Raw genomic sequence first — 22,510 nt, forward strand, 5'->3', positions numbered from 1 at the left:
AATGCCGCAGGTGAGCGTGATCATACCGACCTATAATCGCGGGTCGTTCATTTCAGCGGCCATTGAAAGTGTCTTGAGCCAAACCTATAAAGACTATGAGATTCTAGTCATTGATGATGGCTCTTCGGATAATACGAGAGCAAATGTAACCTGCTATGGGTGGCCGGTACGGTATATATACCAGCATAATCAGGGAGTATCAGCAGCACGGAACAGCGGGATAAAACATGCGAAAGGGACCTATATCGCATTCTTGGATTCCGACGACCTCTTTTTGCCTGCAAAATTAGAGGAACAGATGCATTATATCCGAAAAAATCCCGACTGCAAGTTTTTATATAGCTGGTACTATAAAACGAATGCGAAGGGTGACATTAAGCTTCTCAGAAAAAATGTCTCCTGCAAAAACCAGGAGCATCTTCAATATTGCCTCATTACTCGCCGGCTAGGCATAAGAACCTCAACCGTGCTCATCCACAAGGAGTGCTTTGAAAAAGCTGGTTTATTTAACCCCAACTATTGGCGTTCCCAAGACTGGGATATGTGGCTGCGTTTGGCTGCCTACTATCCAGGAGCATGCATCCGGAAGCCCTTAGCCAAATATGTCCTGCATGATACGAACGTAAGCTATAAGGGCGGCGGATTCCGAAGCGAAATCAGGAATGCCGCCATGAAGCTTTATGGATGGAATCAGGAAAAACTGGATGAATTGGGGAAATGGTATGGAGACGACCGTGATCGAAAGAAGTCATACTAGAGGTGGTTACAAGTGAAATTAGCCTTCATATTTGACCGCAAGCTACCCAGCCCAGCCATTCGCGGCGGCGCCATCCAGGTATTAATCGACGGGATTGTACCTTATTTAAGGCAGAATCACGACATTACCATTTTTTCTATAACCGACCCGGATTTGCCGAATAAAGAAAAGCGCAATGGCATTAAGTACATCCGGATTTCGGCTAAAAACTATTTTAGGGACGTAGCACGCTATCTCGCAAAAGGAGGATTTGACCTCATCCATGTGCTGAATCGTCCGGACCAGCTGACATACCTTAAGGAATTTGCTCCCAAAAGCAAATTCGTATTGAGCCTTCACAATGAACGCCTATCGGAAGGATCGATATCTTCCAAAGAGGGAAAAGAAGTTATCCGTTCGGCGAAAAAAATTATTACGATCAGCCGTTTCCTGAAGAAATCCGTGATCAAGCGGTTCCCTGATGCCAAGAATAAGCTGGTTACCGTGTATTCAGGGGTTGATCTAAGCCGCTTTACCCCCATTTGGTCTCCAGAAGCCGAACGGATCCGCAATCAGATTCGGGAGAAATATGACATAAGGCCCGAACAGAAGGTGATTTTATTTGTCGGAAGGCTGATCAAGAAGAAAGGCCCCCATATCCTCATTGAGGCGATGGATAATGTCATCGAAAAGCATCCCAATGCGGTCTTGGTCATTTCAGGTGGGAAGTACTATAGCGATAATCGCGTGGATGGTTATATTGAGTCCTTGCATCAATTGGCTAAACCCATCGAGAAGCATATTCGCTTCACGAAGTATATCCCGATTGATGATATACCCAACCATTATTTGATTGCCGATGTATTTGCCTGCAGTTCGCAATGGAGGGAGCCTGCCGGAAGGATTCATTATGAAGCCATGGCTGCCGGAATTCCGATTGTCACAACGAGACGCGGGGGGATTCCAGAGATCGTGAAGCATATGGAGAATGGCTGGGTGATCAATGACTTTAAAAATCCGAAAGCTTTTGCTGAAGCGATCAATTATATATTTGATCATCCTAAGGAAGCCGAACGCTTAGCACGAAACGGGAGAAAGCAAGTGGAGCAAAGCTTTCAATTTTCCGAGGTAGCGCAAAACTTGGACCTTGTGTACTGCAAGGCGGTCAAAAATACGTAAGGGGAGGGGAAGGGATGGAACGAGTTCTGCATTACAAATATGCCCTAATTAAAGACCACAGTACCCCCCACGTTAAGGAAGTGCCCGGATTCTCTTATGCCTATTTGACCGATAAGCAAAAGCCAACAGATGAATGGTATCGGGACTTATTCGATCCCGTTTATCATTTTCCGGATATCCCGGATTTTAAAGAGTTTATTAGAAAAAGTCACATTAAAGTTATTCATGCCCATTACGGCCAGCTGGGTATTAAGCTTCTCCCAGAGATGGAACGGGTTAACGTCCCCTTAGTTGTCAGTTTTAGAGGAAAGGACGTAACAAGCTACCCGAGAAAGGAAGAGAACCAGCAAAAGCTTCTTCAATTATTTGAAAAGGGAGATTTGTTTTTGCCTGTCTGCCAATATTTTGCTGGAAGACTTGCCGAAATGGGGTGTCCTAAAGATAAGATCAAAGTTCTTTATGGCGGAGTGGATTTGCAAAAATTTCAATATCAACCGAAAATCGGGCCAAGAGAAGAAAATCGAGTTCGCATCCTTTCCGTGGGGAGATTTACCGAGAAAAAGGGATTTGCCTATCTGATTCAAGCCTTCTCCAGGTTTTATCCTTCTCACCCCCAAACGGAACTTCGGATCATCGGACGATCCGGGGAGGTGTCACAGGAAGTCAAGAGACTGGTTAAACAATTGGATTTAAAAAAGTCTGTCAAGATTAAGGAATATCTGGACCATGACAAAATAGCAGATGAAATGGAAAAAGCAGACATCTTTTGTCTCCCCTCCATTACGGCAGAAAATGGAGATATGGAGGGGATTCCGAATGTCCTGAAGGAAGCGATGGCAACCGGATTGCCGGTTGTCTCGACCAGGCATGCAGGCATACCCGAGCTTATTGAGGATGGCAAGGAAGGGTACTTAGCGGATGAACGTGATATTGAGGGATTAGCGGCACTGCTGGAAAAGCTGATCGAGCAGCCAGAAAAGTGGGAGTCGCTGGGCAGGAGAGCAAGAGAGAAAGTCGAAAAGCAATTCCATTTGCAAAAACAGCTTGCTCTTCAGGCGCAATATTACGAAGAGGCGAAGAATCGCTACTTAACTAAATCATAAGGGAGGGCGCGAATGGACACCATTGTCCATTATCTTGTGAACGATATTAAGCTGAACCAGGATTTCATGTACCGACAAATCAATGAACTCAAAAGATATCGTTCTATCGTAATCGGGGAGTTCCCCGTAAGGGAAAGTGAAAAGGAGTATCCTTTTAGCAACTACTTCTATCTGGGTGATATAAAGGATTGGCCGGCTTTTATCAAGGAATATAACATTAAGGCCATTCATGCACACAAGGGGAACCACGGCGCCAGGATATTGCCTCTGGCCAGAGAGTATGGGATCCCATTAATTACAAGTTTTCGCGGACAGGATGCATCGGCCCATCATAACTACTTTGAAATAAACCGTGAAAAGTTTTCTGATTTGATGAAACACGGAAGCTTATTCTTGCCTGTGTGTCAATATTTTAGGAAGGAAATGATTCAATTAGGCTTTCCAGCCAACCGGATCGGGGTGTTATATGGGGGAATTGACTTGAACAGATTCTCTTATTCGGTTCGCCGAAAGCCAAGGCGTCGAAAGTTTCGGATCCTTTCCGTCGGCCGCTTTGTGGAGAAGAAGGGATTTGATATCCTTCTGGTAGCCTTTGCGATGGTTCACGAAAAATATCCGAACACGGAACTCGTCATTGTTGGAAAAGGAAGCGATAAGTATAAGGAGAAGCTAGAGGAAATCGTAAAGCTTCTTCATATTGAAGATGCCGTACACTTTAAAGAACCGATGCACAATCAATTTATCGCTGAGGAAATGAAGAACGCCCATTTGTTTTGTCTGCCTAGCTATACAACAAATAAAGGGAATATTGAGGGGATCCCTAACGTCTTAAAAGAAGCGATGGCAAGCGGACTTCCAGTCATTTCAACGAAGCATGCCGGAATTCCCGAATTAATTCAGCATGGCAAAAGCGGTTGGCTGGTGGGGGAAAGAGATATTGAAGGATTGGCCAAAGGGATAGGCAAATTATTGAATAATACGCGCTGGTGGGCGAAGCTGTCTTATCATGCCCGGGTGAAAGTCAATAAAGATTTCAATTTAACAAGGCAAATTGCGATCCAAGAAAAGTATTACGATTGGCTGCTACATGCTTCTCCCTATGTTGCGAAGGAGGAAGCAAGGTGAAGAAACAGATCATCATTGGCTTAAGTTTCAATGAGCTGAAGAAAGAAAGAAGGAATCACGGAAAGGACAATATTGTACGTTTGACCAAGGATTGGATTGAAAATCGGCTTGCCATTTTTATGAACTTCACCCTCAGAAGCTTCCAAGCACAAACCAATCAGGACTTCCGCGCTCTAGTCCGCTATGATGAAACGTCCAAGGAAACCCTGAAGGAAGCATTGCGGAAGTATGAACCGCTTCCTTCAAACATCAAATTCATCGGTAAGGATCGCTTTGACAAAAAGGTAAACAGTTATCTGGAAAAAGGAGGCAGCGATTATTTTTACTTGGTCAGACTCGACTCGGACGATATGTACCATAAAACCTATATTCAACAGCTGCACGACCACATTCCCCAGAAAGATAAAATTGCCCTCATTTGCCGCAAGGGTTACAAATATGATCACATGAATCAGTGGTTAGGGGAGGATACCCGAAAATCCCCTCCTTTTTATACAGTCATCTATAAAACAAAAGACTACTTAGCGGGCAAGCGATATGACTTATCACGAGGTCACCACTCCTCGATCAAACTCCCGCATGAATTTTTACCGGACAGAAATTACGTTTACATCATTCACAGCACGAATGTGAAAGGAAAATGGCATAATGATATACTGGAAAAAGATCCAGTAAAAATACAGGAGATTTTGAGTGAATATAAAAATTAAAAGAGGGCTCTCGAAAGGTCTATAATATGTGACCTTTTGAGAGCCTTCTTTTTTCCTAACTAATTGCAGGTGAAATGAGTGTATGCTGGTGTAGAGGAAAGGAAGCAATCTAAAATTAAAAATAATATTTTACAGCCTTGTAAACCAAATCCTCCAATACTTGCCGACCCCTTAATAAGTGGATCAACAAAGCCTCTTTTTCATATGTGGAAATATTCCAATCATCCGGTAAGGATTGAATGGTTTCATACAGCAGGTTCACAGGCAACCGCTGAACTGCATAAATAAATTCAAAAAGTTTATTGGAATCCTCCATCATAGAGAGGATCCATTTGTGAACAGGGCGAAGCTTGATAGGATTGGGTTGCCCTTCCAGCGAGTCGAGGGTCCACTTAATTCCCCCGGGAAAACAATTGCCATGATCAATCATGACGACACGGTACAGATCCGGCTCCTGTCGTTCAAGCAATAGGTTATTGCGATTCCGGTCATCATTGCTGAGCCAGTGGTCAAATACAATGATTCCAGGGAGAACATCCGCGTTTACGACTGAAGTAACGGGAGGAAAATGTTTCCGTATCTTTTTTGCTTTTTTAATATATAAACTTGCAAATTGCACTCCAGGAGAAAATTGATAGTTTTCCCACTCGGGTATCTTGTCGATGAAAGGTTGATCAATGGCAATTTGTGTACATTCGGGAACAGGAAGAGATAGATACTGGGCCAACCGGGAAGCGATGTAATCGTTCCCTAATTGCTTAGTGCCTTGGGGATTATTTTTAAATTTTACGATATAGCGCAACCCATCGCTGAATTGGATAAGCTGGGGACAAGATTTCCCTTTTAGCCTTTTACTCCATCTGACGGGAGTTAAGGTCATGGATACATCCACTTCCTCTCTGTCTCCTATTATCTGCAGGCTTTATAATAATAGTTTATGAGAGGTATGGGAGGATGGTAATAGGTGATATTCATAGAATTTGGAAATTCCGCACACTTACTATGAATTTTTATTGTAAAAAACGGATCTTATCATCTTGTACATAGGTTTATCAAAATGTTTGTAACCTCTAAAGGAGGGCCATGGATTCACCTCTGTGATGAAAATGCGTCCTTTTGCATCTATCCCAATGTCCATGCCGTATATGTTATGAAAAGGAAAGAAACGGTCTAAATAGCGAGCTATGTTTAGGGAAAGCTGGTCGATCTCTTTTAGTAGCTTCACTCTAGTCTTTTTGCTTGATTTGAGTCGGCAATTAAAAATGGCTTCATCCAAATGGAGGCGATTTCCTCCAGATGAAGTATTGGTCACAATACGATCCTCTCCAGCCACTCGTGCAACTTTGCCTGTAGTAACCCATTCCTTGGGTGCTTTTTTTTGAACCAGAACTCGAATGTCGAATGGTCGGTCCTCGATCAAGGCCAGATTGACTCGTTGTTGAACGATATAGCGAGTAGCTCCAATTTTGGAAAAGACATAGGAATTTGCGTGGTCCTTTTGATCAAAAAGAATTCTTTTCTCCTTTATATGGACTTCGAAGCGTTTATCTTGCTTGGATAATCTCATCACACCTTTTCCGCCGTGAGAGCTAATCGGCTTTAAAATAACATCTTTATATTGATCAAGAATTTTCCACATGCTTTTCTCCGTTAGGAACTCCGTGTCCGGAATAAACTTACGGAGAGAATGATGCTTGCGTAAAATGTTAGACATATAAAGCTTGCTGTCCATTTTCTTTAGGGTTTTATTGTCTTTATCCAAAATGGGATAGCCAATTTTTCTCCAACGTGCAATCATTTGCTCTCTATATATGGTTTCCTCGTCATCATTTTTTATTTCTTTCATTACACCACATCCTTTATAGGCTGCCTTTAGATAGGACTGGAATAGGTTCATAAGTTCCCTTAAAGCATTATATGAGGAAATGGTTTTGGGTGTATGGGCCCTTGTGGGTTAAATGTGAAAAATTAATTTAGTACCAAGATAGTATGGGGTTCCTAATGAGATATTATAGTTGTGTCCATTGCTTATAAAGGGTGGGGTTCAATTTTTCAAGGTGACTAAGAAACTCAGAAATCATACCTAAATTCTTTAATCCTTTAAGCAAATGAGTAGGCTTACTGCGAACCTTTTTATAAGAGTTCACCAGATCAATCACTTTCAATTTGCCATTTTTCATAACATAGATATGTCGAAGAGCTGCGTCCACTCTCGTAAACTTTAAGCGGTTCATTTCACCAAGCAAAAACAAAATTTCCTTGGCGACGCCCTCAGATAGGTAGGATTTTTTACTGAGGTACTCTGCCAAAGTGGGGCCATGCAGATATTCCATAATGATATAATGGGTTCCCGATTTGTAGAGTCGTGGGACAATAGAAGAGGATTGACCAATGCTTAATGCCCTAAGTTCTCTTTTGGCATAATGTTTTCTTTTATAGATTTTTATGCAGCGATCATGTGTTAGTAGAAAAACGGCTCCTTGATTCCCTTCTCCGATTAAGGGATAAATTGTAGTCTGTTCCGTTCCTATACGTTTCTTCTTTATTATTTTCCTGATAGTTTGAATTTGACTTTCATCCATATTAACCACCTCCAACCTGATTTATAATATGAATTATCGAACAACTTGTTTTAGGTACATGCTGAAATCTATCAAAATTGAGTTGCAAGTCTATTAGAATTAGCTAGATTAATGTGAATACCAAATCCAGTAAAGGGCCCACTAAAGATTAGTGGGCCCTTCTTATATGTTTTTTTAAAACCCCGCTAACTTTTTAGCATATAACATGTTAGATAGCAAAATGTTCTGAAAAAGTTGTTCATCCCTCATGTCTAATGCGATGGTAGGATCGGGATTATTATTGTTTACTTCTATAATCCAAAGATGGTTATTTGTATCTAAGGCCATATCAATTCCTAAATTTCCGTAATGTCCGTAGCCATCCAGCGTTTTGCATATTTCATAAGTGATTTTATACATAGTTTTCTTTAGTGAAAAGACCTCTTCATCGGTCATATTCATCTTGTTCTTTAGCGTAATTTCACCTTTTTCTGCTAATCCCCCTGCCGAGATATTAGTAACGATACTTTTGGTTTTACCAAACCGAGTAACGAAGCCCATCTGTCTCCACTTTCCAAGTCGATCTTTAACCATGATAACGCGAAAGTCTACAAGGCGCTTATTAATTGAAAGAAGATCTATTCCTCTTTGAATAATATATTTGGATGGTATTAGTTTATTTTTTAAGTGACTTAAAAGATCCTGTTCATTATTGTATTTTCTCTTCTTTTTCTTGCCCATGTGGTTTAGATCCCATCCTCCAGATTTTCTGCTTATTTTTCGAATATCTTTTCCCCAGGAGCCGTCTATAGGCTTTACTAAAATATCTGAATGACGAGAGAGAAAGGAATGGAAATCTTCGATTTCCCTATAAATTATGGTTTCAGGCAGATGAGTCTTGAGGTTGGGGGAGTGGCTAAGCAGCTGATGCATCTTCCATTTATCAATTCCCTTGCTGTTAAATATCCGGTTTTCAATTATTGATTCAAAGTGGTCGACCCATTTTCTGCTGGCCTCCGTTTTCTTAAAAATAGCGGCAGGGTAGTTGAATAACCCAGGTTCCCATGAATGTTTATCCCCATTGTACAAGTAGCCTCTAATAGTATGGTTAACTCGATTGGTTCCTTCCAAACTGAAAGCTACAATTGCACCCTGGATAGATGTATTATTCTTGCAGTAATCCATTAGATTATCCAATGACTTAAGTAGGCCTCTATTTGTCCCCGCGGCTAAAATGCCAATGTACGGACCGATGATGAGATCATGTTTTCTCCGGATTAGTTCATATTCTGGGGTAATCGGTAACTTTAAGAAACGGATGACCGGGTGAGGAAGAGCTAAATGATTTGAGGAGAGTTTCTTGGAATAATGCAAGGCCAATTTCATTTTTTGAGTCCCGAAGCAAAGTGTCCAATGACGCCTTTCTTCTAAGACTAATTTTTTTCTGTTTTTAGGATGTAGAGTTAATATTGCTTCGTTTGTATCTACGGGGATGACCTTAAAAGTTTGTTTCATAGCCCACTCCATTCACTAGTTTCTTCTGTTTTGACCTGCTCTTACTAAATAAGAAGCATAGAGTAACGGTTGGCGATTAGCTTGTCTAAAGAGGTCATGTCTTCCCATTTGCTTGAAGATTTTTCTTCCAGGCTTGTCGTTCACTTCAATGATCCATATTTGACCTTGATTGTCAATACCGATATCCAGACCTAATTCCATCATTCTTCCATACTTTTGTTCAATTGTATCTGCCACTAAATAGCTAATCTCATGGCATTTCCTAAGCAGATTCTTAACTTTCTTGATGCCAAATATCGATTGAAGAACAGGAAATACTTCTTTACCAGCCCCTCCTCCGTGAAGGTTGGAAACGGGACTTTTCGGGGCTCCGATGCGCATCCCTTGGCCTGTAATTTGCCATTTCCCTTTTTCATTTTTTTGAATGAGGATTCGCATGTCGGCTACCCGGTCTTTAAGCAGATTGAGATGCAGCCCTTGTTGGATCACAAAAGGAATACGGTCTACCCAGCGATCGATCCATGGAATGATTTCACTTTGGGGAATAAACTCTTGTATCTTTTTCTTTCTCTTTCGCCCAACAGCAAGGAACCCGTCAGTATGTCTTTCTATTTTTACAATCCCATTCCCCCAGGTGCCATCAAAGGGTTTGATATAAAGGAGAGGGAATCTTCTCAACATTTTCTTTAAAGCATGGGGGCTATAAGTGCATGTTACGGGAAGAAACGGACGTAAACTGGGAACCTTCCAAAGAATATTATGAAGCTCCCACTTGCCAGGCAATTGGTGTTCGGTAAAGGGCAGTAAATCGTGTTTCCTTATATCTTCATAGAGCTTATGAGACGTATCGAAGTATTTATCAATTACCGCGTCAGGCCATTTGAATCTTCGTTGCTCCCATCTCCCGTCGGGCGTCAGCAAATACCCTTTAATTTTCCTCTTCTTAAATTTGATATCCTGCAGGGAGAATAGATAGAGTACATTCCCGAGACTTTTATTTTCTTTGAACAAAGGCCGAAACAAATCGTTATCGCCTGGGGTGGTAAGGACTCCGATGACGATCTTTTTCTTCATATAACCAACCCTCCTTACTAAATAATATGGCTCTGTAATAACTTATGAGTTTCGCCGCATTATTGATTGGATTGTTGTACTCCTATATTTCCGCTCTTAGTGGTAGGCTAGCAAACAAGCGCCTTTTTTCAAAGACACATAAGGTAATAGAAAAGAGGAAAGAGGGAGCTCCTTTGCAAAAGCATATGATTATTCGAAACAAGATCAGAATAGCCCGGTCTTTAATGAAGGATCCGTCTCTGTCAAAGTTCGTCCCGGATACAGTTCCGTTTAGTGTAAAAAAGTTAGTGAGGATGCTGAAAAAGCATAAAGTCATTTACTTAAAGCCTAATGATGGACTCAAAGGCAAAGGCATCATTCGGGTAAAGACCGTTTCCGATAGAAAATACGAGGTTTCCTATGGAAAGAAAGTGAGGATTCACAAATTTGACGCTATGGTCAATAAAGTCATTCAACAAATCGGACCAAGGGAAGATTACCTCATCCAGCAGGGAATTAATCTTGCAACCTATAAGGATCGTCCCTATGATATTCGTCTCCTTCTAGTAAAGCACCTAAACAGGTGGCATTTGACTATGATTTCAGCAAAAGTCGCAGCAGTTAAAAATGCTGTTGTGACCAATGTATCTTTTAACCGCAAATGGCTGCCGCTTGAAGAACTCCAGCATTCTATTTATAAAGTTCTTGATGAAAATGATCAAAAGGTAAGACCGATGGCTACCTTACGGGAAATGATAGATCTCTCTTATCAGATAGCTAATAAGTTGGGCAATCGTTTTCCTTTTTATATGCTTGGGTTAGATTTGGCTATCGATAAAAAAGGTAAGATTTGGTTTATCGAAGCGAATACAAGTCCTGCAATCAAACCTATGAAACAGGTCAATGACAGAAAATCTTATCTTATTGTTAGGGAAGCATTAAAAAATATAGAAATAGTCAACCCAGATTAGATATCTAGTCCCATTTTTCTATACTTAAAACCAAACCGTGGAGGGAATACCATGATCAAACATCATTTAATTAAAAGCAAGATGACAAAAACTAAGCCACTGCTGGATGATCCCATACTTTCACAATATGTTCCGGAGTTGCATTGGTTTAGTAAAGAACATTTAAAAAGAATGTTGTTTAAGTACGGTACGGTTTATGTAAAGCCAGATGAAGGAAGTCTCGGTCTAGGAGTAAGACGTCTAAAGCTGAAGAGCGATTCTGTATGTAAGCTGGCCAATGTGGAATCTTCCAGAGAAATGTCACCTTCACAGGCAATTAAAACCTTACGTAAGGCGCTAGATCCTAAAGAGAACTATCTAGTCCAACAAGGAATTGATTTATCTACTTATAAAGGACGTCCTTTCCATGTCCGTATTGTTATGCAGAAGCCAATGGATCGATGGCAGGTTTCTCTCACAAGTGCTATCCTCGGGAAAAAGAAAAATGCTATTACAACAAATGTAGCAAGTGGCGGAAGCGAGTTACCTTTAGAGGAAATGATGTACAAAAAGGATCAAAACTGGGGCCCAATGACTACTTACCGAGAGCTGCTGGATCTATCCCATCAGATTGTGTCAGCGATTGGAGCCAAGTTACCGATTCTAGTAGCTGGGTTAGATATGGGAATAGACAAGAACGGAAGAGTTTGGTTCATTGAAGCCAATACGAGACCAGATGTCGAAGGGTATAGGGAGTTAAATGATAGAATTTCCATAGAAAAATATCTTCAGGCGAAAAGATGGATTAATAAGCATCAGAAAAAATAATGGCTATAAAAATATAGAAAAGGTTCTGCCTATAAAGGCGAACCTTTTTAATTTCATTAAGCTACTAAAATTCGTAACCTGGCAACAAAGGCAATGGACCTAATGGATAGTCATCCCGGATCAAACTGCTTCCACGCAACTTTCCATTTATTCGACGACATTCGCTTTTCTTCAATCTGATCGATGCATATTGGAGACAGAGCTGCTCATCAGGAATGAAACCGTCTATTTGTTGGTATTTCCATGACGATGGATTCTTTAAATAGGGCAGTAGCCACTCAATGGCAGCGTTTATCCCTTTACCGTCATCCGTTCGATAATTCCATAAGTCGGATCCGTTTTGGTAAGCGATTTCGCAAAGGAGAGCTTGCGCATCAAGATTCAGGAGGCAATAACTCAATGACTTCGTCCTCTTCAATTCCTGGGGGAGTTGTCCGTCAGGGGCTATCTGTTTGGCTACTATCTCCTTTTGGTAAAACTTAAAAGCATCCTTCAGGATTTTTCTTTTCCCCAGGAAGGAACCATAAGTTGCAACATGGGTGACCCACCAAGCCGCGTGGTTATTTCCTGAATGACTCTCTTCTTTGCCTTTCTTACTTTTCAGGATCCAAGTGAGTATATGGTCTATCCATTCGGCAACACCATCTAGTTCCTTTTTCCAATCTGGGTACTCCGATAGAAAACCTAAAGCATGTACTATCCGGTTTACTCGCCAGAGGGCAATCATTCCCGTATGTCTCCCAGCATATTTGCCAGGAATCGCTTCGGCATATTCCATATGGGGATTCATTCGGGTTGCGGGATCTAGGAACCAGATCCTTAATAGTTCTGCTGCTCTTTCCAAATACGCTTTATTCCTCAGATAATATCCCCCGCAGCATAAGACAAGGATTGTCCTGGAAAGTTCGTCTAGGGACAGCCAATGATGCCTGTGCCGATCGGGTCTCTCTAAGCCATCCCTGCGAATGTAAGGACCTCGGCTATCTTTAGGGTTCGGCCACCAGTAGGGGGCTTCACAATAGTAATCGTGAGGATCACCGCTTGCGGCTAAACCCGGAAAGAAGGTGACACTCCACGGACCTTTCTTCATGCCAATATCAGCCATTTTCTTCAACTCGTGCCTAATCTTTTTCCATTTCCCTTGATTTTGGCTAAGGCATTGTCTGGTTTTCTCTACGAATTGCCTATCTAAGTAAACAAAGTCCAATGCTTGGCACCTCCTCTAACATGAAAATAGTAGGACTATCAATAATATATTCCTGTAAATGAATCTAGCAATAGCTTAATCGCCTATTAAATATACATTAAATGGGTAGAAAATTAGTTATCTCTCTTATATCCACTTTCTATTAAATTCATAGAATATATAAAACCATTTGCCGATGAATCTGGGGGAGGCAGGGAATGGGCAACGCTGATAAACGGATGATTGCAATGAGCTCGCTGGGACAAAAGGGGAATGGCCGATTTGGGAATCAGGCTATTCAATATGCATTCGTGAAAATCTACTCGTCACAATATTCCTTAGGATTAGAAACTAGTCCATGGGTTGGGCAATATTTGTTTGGCCATAAAGATCCGCCAGTGACTCACTCCTTCAAAGTTGCTAATAGCCAATCGGTTAAAAAATATATAAGGCGAGGAACCATTTTCAAAGAAAAAACCACCATTTGTTAACATAGATTTCAGTGGTCAGTACTTTATCTTCCATACGAAACAATACTGTCCCTATAAATCTTTCTTTCGTACCTGTTTCAGCCTGTACCTGAAATAGCAAGAATCGTGAGACCAGGGTTAGAGAATTTACAGGGAAAAGGAAATACGATAATCGGCATCCATATCAGAAGGGGTGACTTTACAAAATTCATTGGCCACCCACGCCATTGGGTCGCTCCAACTAGTTGGTATGTAAGCTGGCTGGTTTTATTTCTAGCTAGTGATGACCTTGACAGCGTTTTGCCAGATTTAAGCCTTATGATCCGGTTACCTCCCACGATTATCCTGACTACTTTCTATTAACCCAATGTGATATATTAGCCATTTCCAATAGTTCGTTTTCTCTCACAGCGAGCATGTTAAATAACTCCGGCAAACAGTTTATGAGGCCAGATATTACGAAAGCCAAGCTAGTGCGCTATGATCCATGGAACTGTAAGCCAAAAGTGAGCAGATAAATTTTCTGAAAGGAGGAGATGCAAATGATTCCTGATGAAGAGTTTCTAACCGTAGAACAAGTCCTCAGGAAGATTGAAAAGGCATTAGAACAGAAAAAATCCTTTTCGCTTGTACGAGTGGGCGATGGGGAAAATATCATTTTGGCCCAAGACTCCATTCTGACCATTAAGCAAGTATTGAAAAAGAAATGGGCAAAGAAAGCCAATAAGGGCGAAAAAGGCGTGCATTTGCCTAATCTAAAGCTAAGAAATCAAATGGTAAAAGCCATTAAAAAAGCAACTGTAGTAGGCATCCCATTTTGGGGAAATGATCCAATTAAAGCTGATGAGGACATCAAGCGTCCACTAACAGAAGCAGTATTCAGCTATTTTGATATCAAGCCCAAGCGAATCTGCCATACTTTTGTCAATCGGGTCCTATCGCAGAAAAGAGAGTTCTGGAATTTATTAAGGGGTAAAAGAGTAGTCCTAATAGGAGGCTGGGCGGAACAAGTTCAAGCAATATTAAAAGAGGAACCATATGGTTTAAACATCGTATATATCCATCCATTTTCCGATTATAGCCAGCTTGAAAAAACGTTAAAAATAATCCGAGGTATGAAAGGTGATTTTGACATTGCGTTAATCGCATGTGGAGTAAATGCAGTGGTTTTATCGCAAAAAATAGCCGAATCGACTAAAACAGTCGCAATCGACTTTGGAAAGTCTCTTATGTTTATGGTTCAAAAGAAGGCCGGACTCGAGTATTCCTCAAGTAAAGCTCGGGAGGATATGTTGCCTTAGTCGTTGCATGGAAATATATCAAAATGTTAAAAAAGTGGTATTAAAGAAGCAAGCCGGTCATTTAGCCTGCTTGCTTCTTTAATCTTTTTTACGATGATGGTTGAATAAAATGTCATGGGGCGAATTTGTGTAGGCTTATACCTAGGACGACATGGATGGACAAGATAGTTTAATCTCTGTTGAGATCTATAAAATGAGCAGTCGCTTACTTAACTAAATGGATCTTTGATGCTTTCCCCCCTTAGGCTCTATTTCACACTCCGCTCTTTAAAAGAATACCTTTTTGTATAAAGATCTGTACGATACAGCACTTCGCTATCCCAGGGATCGAAGGAAACCAAGGATTTCTCTGGAGGGTAAGGGCACATAAATGACTTGGATCGTTCATTTAGCAAACATGCAGAAAAAGAAAAGGTGCTATTCGATATCGCCAATATGTCACATTGAGTCAAAATATAGAAGTCCGGATAAAAACTCGCTTTAGTTAAAGTTATCTCTAAATCTTTACTTGTTATGGGATGGTAGGAAGAGAAATCATTTAGAACTAGATCGGTTTCATCACTAGCAATAAACAATAGGGGATCATCCAAAGTATTCCAAATTTCATTCAGCCATTGCAAATACCAGCTGTTCGGAGGAATGAAAAAAGGATCTTTGTTATACAAGCCATAATCACCACGCCTCAAATGTAAGCCGACAATAGTTTTACCCTTCGAGCGCAGCCTTTTGATGGCTTCATCCATGCGAGTTTGTATATCAGGTACCGGTTGGAATAATGCTTGGATGTAATTCTTATAGGGCGCATAATATCGGGTGTGATATTGAAAATACCCAAGTAAATCAACATTTTTGTAGGGTTCCTTAGCATTTGGTATCGAATCTTGCTCAAGACAAGGAGAGACTTGCTTTACGACCGGAAGTTTTTTTGTAATGGGGGGGTCTTTGAGGCCAAATAAGTAACGACCAATCCACTTTGGCACTTCAACTTTAAGATGATGTTTCTTGGCATAGGTCTTTAGGAAGGCGTACTGGAATAGCTTGTTTCCAAAACCTTTTCCAATCCCCTTTGGACCTAATGCTGACATTGTAATACGATCTTTCAATGCAGTGCTACCTCCAATTCATCGCAAATTCACGCGTACGTCGCTATCCCAAGGATCATAGGAGACTAGCTTTTGTTTGGGATTGGGACGCATGAAGACTTTACATCTGTCATTAAGCATGCTGGCCGCAAAAGAAAAAGAACTATTGGAAATCGCTAAAACATCACATTTGGTTAATAAATAGAAATCTGGATAAAATGAAGTATCGGGGCGAAAGGAAGTGATCTTTGGAAAGTTTTTAATGACATCCGAAGAGATTACTGGATGGTAAGGTTTGAAATCAGGAAGTACACTGTCTACGTCATCACTTGCAATAAATAGGACAGGTTTCTTCAGTGTCGGCCATGTTTGGTCAAGCCATTTCGTATACCAGCTAGTGGGAACGGGGACATTCCTCTTGTGGTCCTTGAATTTTAAAAAATCACCCCTTCGGATATGGATCCCAATGATCGTCTCGCCCCGTTTGCGAAGATCTTTGTAACCTTTATTTACCATACTTCGGATTTTGGGGGCAGGCTGGAATAAAGAGCGGAAAAGCTTCTTATGCGGTCGATAGAATCTGGTATGAAACATAAATTGTCCCCAAAGTTCAACATTGCGGTAAGGGGGAGTCTTGGAAGAAAAAAGTGTCCCCTTCCTGATCTGCTTCTTGATGACATGAGAAGTTAACAAGGGAAAATTGTGAGTAACAGGCGGGTCCTGATGACCAAAAAGGAATTGCCCGACCCAAGGGTTTGTCTGTATTTCTAGTGAGTAGCGAGACGCATACATATTTAAGAAAGCATATTGGAAGACTTGGTTTCCAAAACGTCCTTTTTTACCGAGAGAATTCATAGTTATAATCCCATTGCTCATCGTATCCCTCCAATTCAAGAGCTTTCAGATTAGTATATTCAAGATGAAAAAAATGGATACTTTATAGTATATTGTGATCTTCTAAAACTAGAAAATAGGAATGTAACTATTCCGAGTTAACAACCTTTTTCATAGAATATAGGAAGTAAAACGATAAAAGGGGGGGACGATGTGAAAATTATGCTCTTATCGGGCGGTTCCGGCAAGAGGTTATGGCCCTTGTCCAATAATAGCCGGTCAAAACAATTCCTAAAGATCCTCAGGGGGCCAGAAACCCAATTAGAATCTATGGTTCAGAGGGTATGGCGGCAGCTCAAATCCACAAAATTGGATGAACATGCCTACATTGCAACTTGCGAAGAGCATGTCGGCTTGATCAGAAGTCAATTGGGAGATGATGTTCGCATCATTATTGAACCATCAAGAAGAGATACATTCCCTGCTATCGCCTTAGCAACCAGCTATCTGCATTCCCTAGAGAAAATAGATGAGGAGGAAGTAGTGTGTGTACTTCCTGTTGATCCCTTTGTTGATGATGCATTTTTCGATACCCTGAAGGATCTCCAAGATATTTTAATTTCTTCGTCAGCCGATTTAGCTCTTCTAGGCGTGGTCCCCACATATCCCTCCGCAAAATATGGCTATATCCTTCCATCTATCAAATCCCATCACTCCCAATTACCTTACCAAGTAGCCAGCGGATTTATTGAAAAACCGGATGAAGAAGCTGCACAGCAATTAATCGATAAAAAGGCACTTTGGAATTGCGGAGTATTTGCTTTTAAAATTAAGTTCCTTCTTCAATTTCTAAGCAACAGAAAAATGCCGAAAACATACGAGGAGTTAAGAAATAGCTATCACACACTACCTGAGATCAGCTTTGACTATGAAGTGGTTGAAAAAAGCTCGAATATTGTCATTAAGAAGTACGACGGGAGTTGGAAGGACTTAGGTACTTGGAATACATTAACAGATGAAATAGGCCTACGGCAGATTGGTCCTGGAATTATAAGCGCGAATTGCAAAAATACGTATTTGGTTAATGAGCTGAATCTGCCCTTCATTCTACAGGGCTTGTCGGATGTCATTGTTGCCGCTAGTCCGGATGGTGTTCTGGTTACCCAAAAATTCACTAGCGATAAAATAAAGTCTTTAGTTCTAGGGATCAACAGCAGACCTATGTATGAAGAACGTCACTGGGGAAAATACCAGGTATTGGATTATGAGAGGGCTGGCGAACAAAAGGTCCTGACCAAGCGCTTGATGGTTTATGCAGGAAAGAACTTAAGCTATCAAACCCATGAGAAGCGCAGCGAAGTATGGACGGTCGTAAACGGCGAAGGGCTTTTCGCCTATGAAGATAAAATCTATCCGGTCAAACCGGGAAGCGTACTTCAAATTCCGGCAGGAGCAAAGCATTCCATAAAAGCCATAACGGACCTTCAAATAATAGAAGTCCAAATGGGAACAGATTTGGTTGAAGAAGATATAACAAGGATCTGCATGAGCTGGGCGGAAGTGGAAAAGCGTTGCACAATACAAGATCATGACCAATCTTAAAATCCTTCTGGGATAATGAAATTGGGAGTTGAAAGGGTGGTGTGAGAAAAATGGCTAAGGTAGCCTTGATTACGGGTATAACTGGACAGGACGGAGCGTACCTATCTGAATTTCTATTGAACAAAGGCTATACTGTCCACGGATTAATAAGGAGAAGCTCCATTTCTAATACGGGTCGAATTGATCATTTGATTCATGAAAAGAATAAATATAATCATAGATTTTTTTTGCATGACGGGGATTTAACGGATGCAACGTCTGTGATTAGGATGATTGCGAAGGTCCAGCCGGATGAAATTTATAATTTGGGTGCAATGAGTCATGTTCATGTCAGTTTCGATACTCCGGAATATGCCGCCAACGTGGATGGGCTTGGAACGCTTAGAATTCTAGAAGCAATTCGAATATTGCAAATGACAAAAAAGTCAAAGATTTATCAGGCATCCACTTCAGAGCTCTATGGATTAGTTCAAGAAATCCCACAGAGTGAAAAGACGGCCTTCTATCCACGAAGCCCCTATGCGGTAGCGAAACTTTATGCCTATTGGATTACCGTGAATTATCGGGAAGCATATGATATGTTTGCCTGCAATGGAATCTTGTTCAATCATGAAAGTCCAATAAGAGGCGAAGAATTTGTATCAAGGAAAATTACTAGGGCGGTTGCGCGGATAGCTTTAGGTCATCAAGATAAGCTGTTTCTTGGAAATTTAAACGCTAAGAGAGACTGGGGGCATGCGAGGGATTATGTCGAAGCGATGTGGCTCATTCTTCAGCAGGCAAAACCTGAGGATTATGTTATTGCCACAGGGATTACTACAGAAGTGAGGGAATTCGTTAGATTGGCTTTTGCAGAGCTGGGCGTGGAAATTGAATTTAAGGGGAAGAACGAAGAGGAGAAGGGCATTGTGATGGATTGCAAATATCCTGAATATCAGCTTCCTATTGGAAAAGAAGTTGTTGCCGTTGATGCTAAATACTTTAGGCCAACTGAAGTTGATTTGTTGGTGGGAGATAGTTCAAAGGCCAAAGAAAAACTAGGATGGAAGCCAAAGTATGATCTGAAAGCCCTTGTGAAGGAAATGGTGGATCATGATCTCAAGCTAATCAAAAGATTGATATAAACATTCAGCAATGGGAAGGGGATTGAAAATGTCGATAGATCTAAGCAAAAAAAGGATTGTTGTTACGGGCGGAGCTGGTTTTCTGGGTCAGCATACGGTAGCTCGGTTGATGGAGCATGGATGCGCAGAGATTTTTATTCCCAGAAGCAAAGAGTTTGATCTAAGAGAACAACTGGACATAAAACGGATGCTCGATACTTTCAAACCAGAGATAATAATCCACTTGGCAGCATCAGTAGGGGGAATTGGAGCGAATCAAAAGAATCCAGGCAAATATTTGTATGAAAATCTTATTATGGGTGTTCAATTGATGGAATATTCCCGCATATATGGGGTTGAAAAATTTGTAGGGATTGGGACCATTTGTTCCTACCCTAAGTATGCTCCTGTTCCTTTTAAGGAGGAGGATCTGTGGAATGGCTACCCGGAGGAAACGAATGCGCCTTATGGACTAGCAAAAAAAATGATGCTTGTACAATCTAAAGCTTACCGCGAACAGTACGGTTTTAACTCTATTCATCTGTTGCCTGTGAATCTTTATGGCCCCGGCGATAACTTTGACTTGGAAACGTCCCATGTCATACCGGCAATCATTAGAAAGTGTATGGAAGCAAGAAAGAGAGGCGATGACAGTATTACACTTTGGGGAAGCGGAAATGTAACAAGAGAATTTATTTTTGTGGAGGATGCAGCAGAGGGAATTGTATTGGCGACGCAGAAATTCGATAAATCGGATCCTATTAACATTGGTTCTGGCCAAGAGATCTCGATTAAGGATCTGGCAGAACAAGTTAAGAATCTTATCGGTTTTAAAGGGGAGATCATTTGGGAGAAAAGTAAACCTGACGGACAACCCCGGCGTAGATTGGATATTCAGAAAGCAAAAGAAGAATTGGGGTTTGTTGCATCAACCGATTTGGAATCAGGTTTGAAGAAGACGATTCAATGGTACCGCAAACAAATAAACTGTTTTTAACAAGATTAGCAATGACCAAGACCTGGCAAGGGGGGGGGAATTAGGATGGGGGAAAGCTAAACCAATAAGCTGCCCTCTTTAATAGGGGAGTCAGCTTATTGGCTAATTAGTTTAATCACGCTCTCTAATTAATTTGAACATTTGTTCTTGGTTTCCAACTGCAGCCTTATACTGTAAGCCAAGAATCTTATTCTTCTCCCAAACCGGATTTCCTTTTGAAGGGACTGGAGGATGCCAAAGATGGTATATATTCCAATCTAATCTTTTCGGAAGACCGCAGATTGTCGTCAAGGCATAAGCGAAAGCGTTATCCTCCCAACCATAACCTACGAATCTTTCATCAAAGCCTCCTACCTTGAAATAGTTATCACGAGTTATTACATTTAGTTTCCCAGCGAAATTCTGATCGCGTGTCTCAACCTCAAAGTCTTTGATCTTAATCTCTAGCGGCCATTGCGGTTTGCTTTTTAAGAGTTTTTTTGTGTTTTTTTGTGAAAGGTTAAGAATCTTTCTGTGATGAAATGGTATTACCCATGGATATTTTTTTAGACAGCTAATTGCATCAGATATCGAAGCCGGCTCAACGATTACGTCTCCGTCACAAATTACAAAAATATCTCTTGTAGCCTGTTTTGCAGCTGAATTCAATCCTTGAGACCTATTAAATAATTTACTTTCGGATATTCCAATACACAATTCAACATTTGGCAAGGTTGTTTTGTAATATCTCTGAATCCACTCGAATGCTGAATCTCGTGGACCATTATCTGGCTGGTAAGCAAAAAGAATGGACACATTACTAAACATAAACGACCTCCTTCTTGGTTGGTAGGAAAACAAGGGAGATAACAGCTTGCCAAGTATATCATATTCATAACTTTGCTCAATGGAATAGATTTTTGCATATTTTAGCTAGTCCAACCTTGTTTCTTTACTTTTTAAGTTTTTGGAAAGGCAAATTATTATTAAGTACAATTTTAGCGGGTTAAGAAAAGGACAAAAGTTGTTTTCATAAGGGCATTTTCTACAGGTATATGTCCAAGCAAATTTTCTTAGCATTCATACTATGATATTAAATTTTAGTTGGAAAAAGGATAGATAGGATAAAGGTCAAACAAGATGTATCTTGTAGGAGGTAAACCAGCGATCCAACATGAATGGGGAGGAGATTGATGAGGTGTGCCTAAATCAAGTAAACCAGTAGTCAGTATGACAAGGCTAGGACGCATGGGTCGCTTTGGAAATCAAATTTTTCAATATGCCTTTTTGCGAATTTATGCATTTCGCTACAATCTTCATGTAGAAACATCAGAGTGGGTTGGTCAGTATTTATTCGGTCATCGGGATGGTTGCGGAAAAAAATTACCTGCTTTCCATGAAAAGAAAATCACTGACAGGGAAAATATCTTTAATCGGCCGAAGCCTTTCGTTACAAATGTCGATTTACGAGGATATTTCCAGTACCACACGAAAATTTATGCACCGTATAAAAAATATTTTTGTTCATTGTTTCAGCCTGTTCCCGAATTGAAAAAAATCATGTCCGAAGCTTATGGACGATTGTTATCTAAACGGAAAACAATTGTTGGTCTTCATATCCGAAGAGGAGATTACGTGAAATATCAACATGATAGCGTATATGGCAAGCTTTATTACATTCCACCGAAGGAATGGTATATTGACTGGCTCCAAAGTTTATGGGAAACCCTCGATGATCCAATTCTTTTCATTGCCAGCGATGAACTCGATGCTGTACTTCCTGATTATAAACTGTTTAATCCAATAACATCTAGGGATTTATTGCTTAAGGGCTTACCTCAGGCGGATTATTATCTTGATCATTATATTTTAAGTCATTGTGATATTTTGGGTATATCAAATAGCACTTTTTCTTTTACTGCAAGCATGCTCAATCAGACAGGTAGACTTTTCTGTCGGCCGGATTTGAAAGCAGCAGGTCTTGTTACTTATGATCCATGGAATAGTCCTGTCAACCTTTGGAATCATTTGGTAGGCTTATAATTACATCTTGGAATTTTTATATAAAATTTAAAATCTGCACTTAGTTTCTAGGAGAGATTAAGAACTCTTTTTTGTGCGCTTGGCAGCGCATCTTACTGATCGGGTTCAAGTCCCGTGTGTGCCGACGGCCGGAAACACTAGCAGACAGACAGT

The 22,510-nt window shown here is 40.8% G+C and carries 22 protein-coding genes; 13 read left to right on the forward strand and 9 right to left on the reverse strand.

The window, feature by feature from the left end; genetic code table 11:
- Position 1: 1 nt before the first annotated feature.
- From ABLT31_RS13480 to ABLT31_RS13500, 5 genes are read left to right on the forward strand one after another with little or no spacing between them, the layout of a single operon-like run.
- Entirely contained in the window at positions 2-757 is a 756-nt protein-coding gene (locus ABLT31_RS13480) for a glycosyltransferase family 2 protein (RefSeq protein WP_367752311.1), read from the forward strand.
- Positions 758-769: 12 nt separating this feature from the next.
- Positions 770-1,915, forward strand: coding sequence for a glycosyltransferase family 4 protein (locus ABLT31_RS13485; protein ID WP_367752313.1), 1,146 nt, complete (start codon positions 770-772; stop codon positions 1,913-1,915).
- Positions 1,916-1,929: 14 nt separating this feature from the next.
- A complete protein-coding gene (locus ABLT31_RS13490; RefSeq protein WP_367752315.1) occupies positions 1,930-3,018 on the forward strand; it encodes a glycosyltransferase in 1,089 nt (362 codons plus the stop codon).
- 12 nt (positions 3,019-3,030) lie between these two features.
- The gene (locus tag ABLT31_RS13495) at positions 3,031-4,143 is read left to right on the forward strand and encodes a glycosyltransferase (RefSeq protein ID WP_367752317.1); all 1,113 of its coding nucleotides are present in this window, start codon (positions 3,031-3,033) and stop codon (positions 4,141-4,143) included.
- Positions 4,140-4,853 (forward strand): glycosyltransferase, encoded by a 714-nt coding sequence (locus ABLT31_RS13500; protein ID WP_367752319.1) that lies wholly within the window; start codon positions 4,140-4,142, stop codon positions 4,851-4,853. The genes ABLT31_RS13495 and ABLT31_RS13500 overlap by 4 nt, the downstream gene beginning before the upstream one ends.
- 115 nt (positions 4,854-4,968) lie before the next feature.
- On the opposite strand, the gene ABLT31_RS13505 is transcribed toward ABLT31_RS13500, so the two are convergent.
- From ABLT31_RS13505 to ABLT31_RS13525, 5 genes are all read right to left on the reverse strand, one after another.
- Complete coding sequence (locus tag ABLT31_RS13505) at positions 4,969-5,745, reverse strand: HipA family kinase (protein ID WP_367752322.1); 777 nt, start codon at positions 5,743-5,745, stop codon at positions 4,969-4,971.
- A gap of 108 nt (positions 5,746-5,853) precedes the next feature.
- Entirely contained in the window at positions 5,854-6,699 is an 846-nt protein-coding gene (locus tag ABLT31_RS13510; protein WP_367752324.1) for a YheC/YheD family protein, read from the reverse strand.
- Positions 6,700-6,862: 163 nt separating this feature from the next.
- Positions 6,863-7,435, reverse strand: a complete 573-nt coding sequence (locus ABLT31_RS13515) for a kinase (protein ID WP_367752326.1) — start codon at positions 7,433-7,435, stop codon at positions 6,863-6,865.
- A gap of 174 nt (positions 7,436-7,609) precedes the next feature.
- Positions 7,610-8,941, reverse strand: a complete 1,332-nt coding sequence (locus ABLT31_RS13520; RefSeq protein WP_367752328.1) for a YheC/YheD family endospore coat-associated protein — start codon at positions 8,939-8,941, stop codon at positions 7,610-7,612.
- Positions 8,942-8,944: 3 nt separating this feature from the next.
- Positions 8,945-10,003 (reverse strand): YheC/YheD family endospore coat-associated protein, encoded by a 1,059-nt coding sequence (locus tag ABLT31_RS13525; protein WP_367752330.1) that lies wholly within the window; start codon positions 10,001-10,003, stop codon positions 8,945-8,947.
- A 173-nt stretch (positions 10,004-10,176) separates the two neighbouring features.
- Between ABLT31_RS13525 and ABLT31_RS13530 the strand changes: the two genes are divergently transcribed.
- Positions 10,177-10,953: a YheC/YheD family protein gene (locus ABLT31_RS13530; protein ID WP_367752332.1), complete on the forward strand. Its 777-nt coding sequence runs from the start codon at positions 10,177-10,179 to the stop codon at positions 10,951-10,953.
- Between the two features lie 51 nt (positions 10,954-11,004).
- Complete coding sequence (locus tag ABLT31_RS13535; protein WP_367752334.1) at positions 11,005-11,760, forward strand: YheC/YheD family protein; 756 nt, start codon at positions 11,005-11,007, stop codon at positions 11,758-11,760.
- Positions 11,761-11,824: 64 nt separating this feature from the next.
- Here the strand turns inward: ABLT31_RS13535 and ABLT31_RS13540 are convergent, their stop codons facing one another.
- Positions 11,825-12,967 (reverse strand): alginate lyase family protein, encoded by a 1,143-nt coding sequence (locus ABLT31_RS13540; RefSeq protein ID WP_367752336.1) that lies wholly within the window; start codon positions 12,965-12,967, stop codon positions 11,825-11,827.
- Positions 12,968-13,164: 197 nt separating this feature from the next.
- On the opposite strand from ABLT31_RS13540, the gene ABLT31_RS13545 reads away from it, so the two are divergent.
- Both ABLT31_RS13545 and ABLT31_RS13550 read left to right on the forward strand, forming a co-directional pair.
- On the forward strand, positions 13,165-13,437 hold the full coding sequence (locus tag ABLT31_RS13545; protein ID WP_367752338.1) for a hypothetical protein: 273 nt from the start codon (positions 13,165-13,167) through the stop codon (positions 13,435-13,437).
- Positions 13,438-13,958: 521 nt separating this feature from the next.
- On the forward strand, positions 13,959-14,717 hold the full coding sequence (locus ABLT31_RS13550) for a GT-D fold domain-containing glycosyltransferase (RefSeq protein ID WP_367752340.1): 759 nt from the start codon (positions 13,959-13,961) through the stop codon (positions 14,715-14,717).
- 248 nt (positions 14,718-14,965) lie between these two features.
- On the opposite strand, the gene ABLT31_RS13555 is transcribed toward ABLT31_RS13550, so the two are convergent.
- The gene (locus ABLT31_RS13555) at positions 14,966-15,820 is read right to left on the reverse strand and encodes an alpha-1,2-fucosyltransferase (protein WP_367752342.1); all 855 of its coding nucleotides are present in this window, start codon (positions 15,818-15,820) and stop codon (positions 14,966-14,968) included.
- Positions 15,821-15,838: 18 nt separating this feature from the next.
- The gene (locus ABLT31_RS13560) at positions 15,839-16,675 is read right to left on the reverse strand and encodes an alpha-1,2-fucosyltransferase (RefSeq protein WP_367752344.1); all 837 of its coding nucleotides are present in this window, start codon (positions 16,673-16,675) and stop codon (positions 15,839-15,841) included.
- A 171-nt stretch (positions 16,676-16,846) separates the two neighbouring features.
- Between ABLT31_RS13560 and ABLT31_RS13565 the strand changes: the two genes are divergently transcribed.
- Genes ABLT31_RS13565 through ABLT31_RS13575 form a run of 3 tightly spaced genes read left to right on the forward strand, consistent with a single transcriptional unit; the run spans position 16,847 to position 20,335 of the window.
- Complete coding sequence (locus tag ABLT31_RS13565; RefSeq protein ID WP_367752346.1) at positions 16,847-18,235, forward strand: sugar phosphate nucleotidyltransferase; 1,389 nt, start codon at positions 16,847-16,849, stop codon at positions 18,233-18,235.
- A 50-nt stretch (positions 18,236-18,285) separates the two neighbouring features.
- The gene (gmd, locus tag ABLT31_RS13570; RefSeq protein ID WP_367752348.1) at positions 18,286-19,359 is read left to right on the forward strand and encodes a GDP-mannose 4,6-dehydratase; all 1,074 of its coding nucleotides are present in this window, start codon (positions 18,286-18,288) and stop codon (positions 19,357-19,359) included.
- Between the two features lie 28 nt (positions 19,360-19,387).
- Complete coding sequence (locus ABLT31_RS13575) at positions 19,388-20,335, forward strand: GDP-L-fucose synthase family protein (protein ID WP_367752350.1); 948 nt, start codon at positions 19,388-19,390, stop codon at positions 20,333-20,335.
- Between the two features lie 111 nt (positions 20,336-20,446).
- Here the strand turns inward: ABLT31_RS13575 and ABLT31_RS13580 are convergent, their stop codons facing one another.
- Entirely contained in the window at positions 20,447-21,142 is a 696-nt protein-coding gene (locus tag ABLT31_RS13580) for a glycosyltransferase family 2 protein (protein ID WP_367752352.1), read from the reverse strand.
- A 372-nt stretch (positions 21,143-21,514) separates the two neighbouring features.
- Here ABLT31_RS13580 and ABLT31_RS13585 point away from each other — a divergent pair, with 372 nt between their 5' ends.
- Entirely contained in the window at positions 21,515-22,357 is an 843-nt protein-coding gene (locus ABLT31_RS13585) for an alpha-1,2-fucosyltransferase (protein ID WP_367752354.1), read from the forward strand.
- The last annotated feature ends 153 nt before the right edge of the window (positions 22,358-22,510 follow it).

The organism is Ammoniphilus soli (assembly GCF_040813775.1).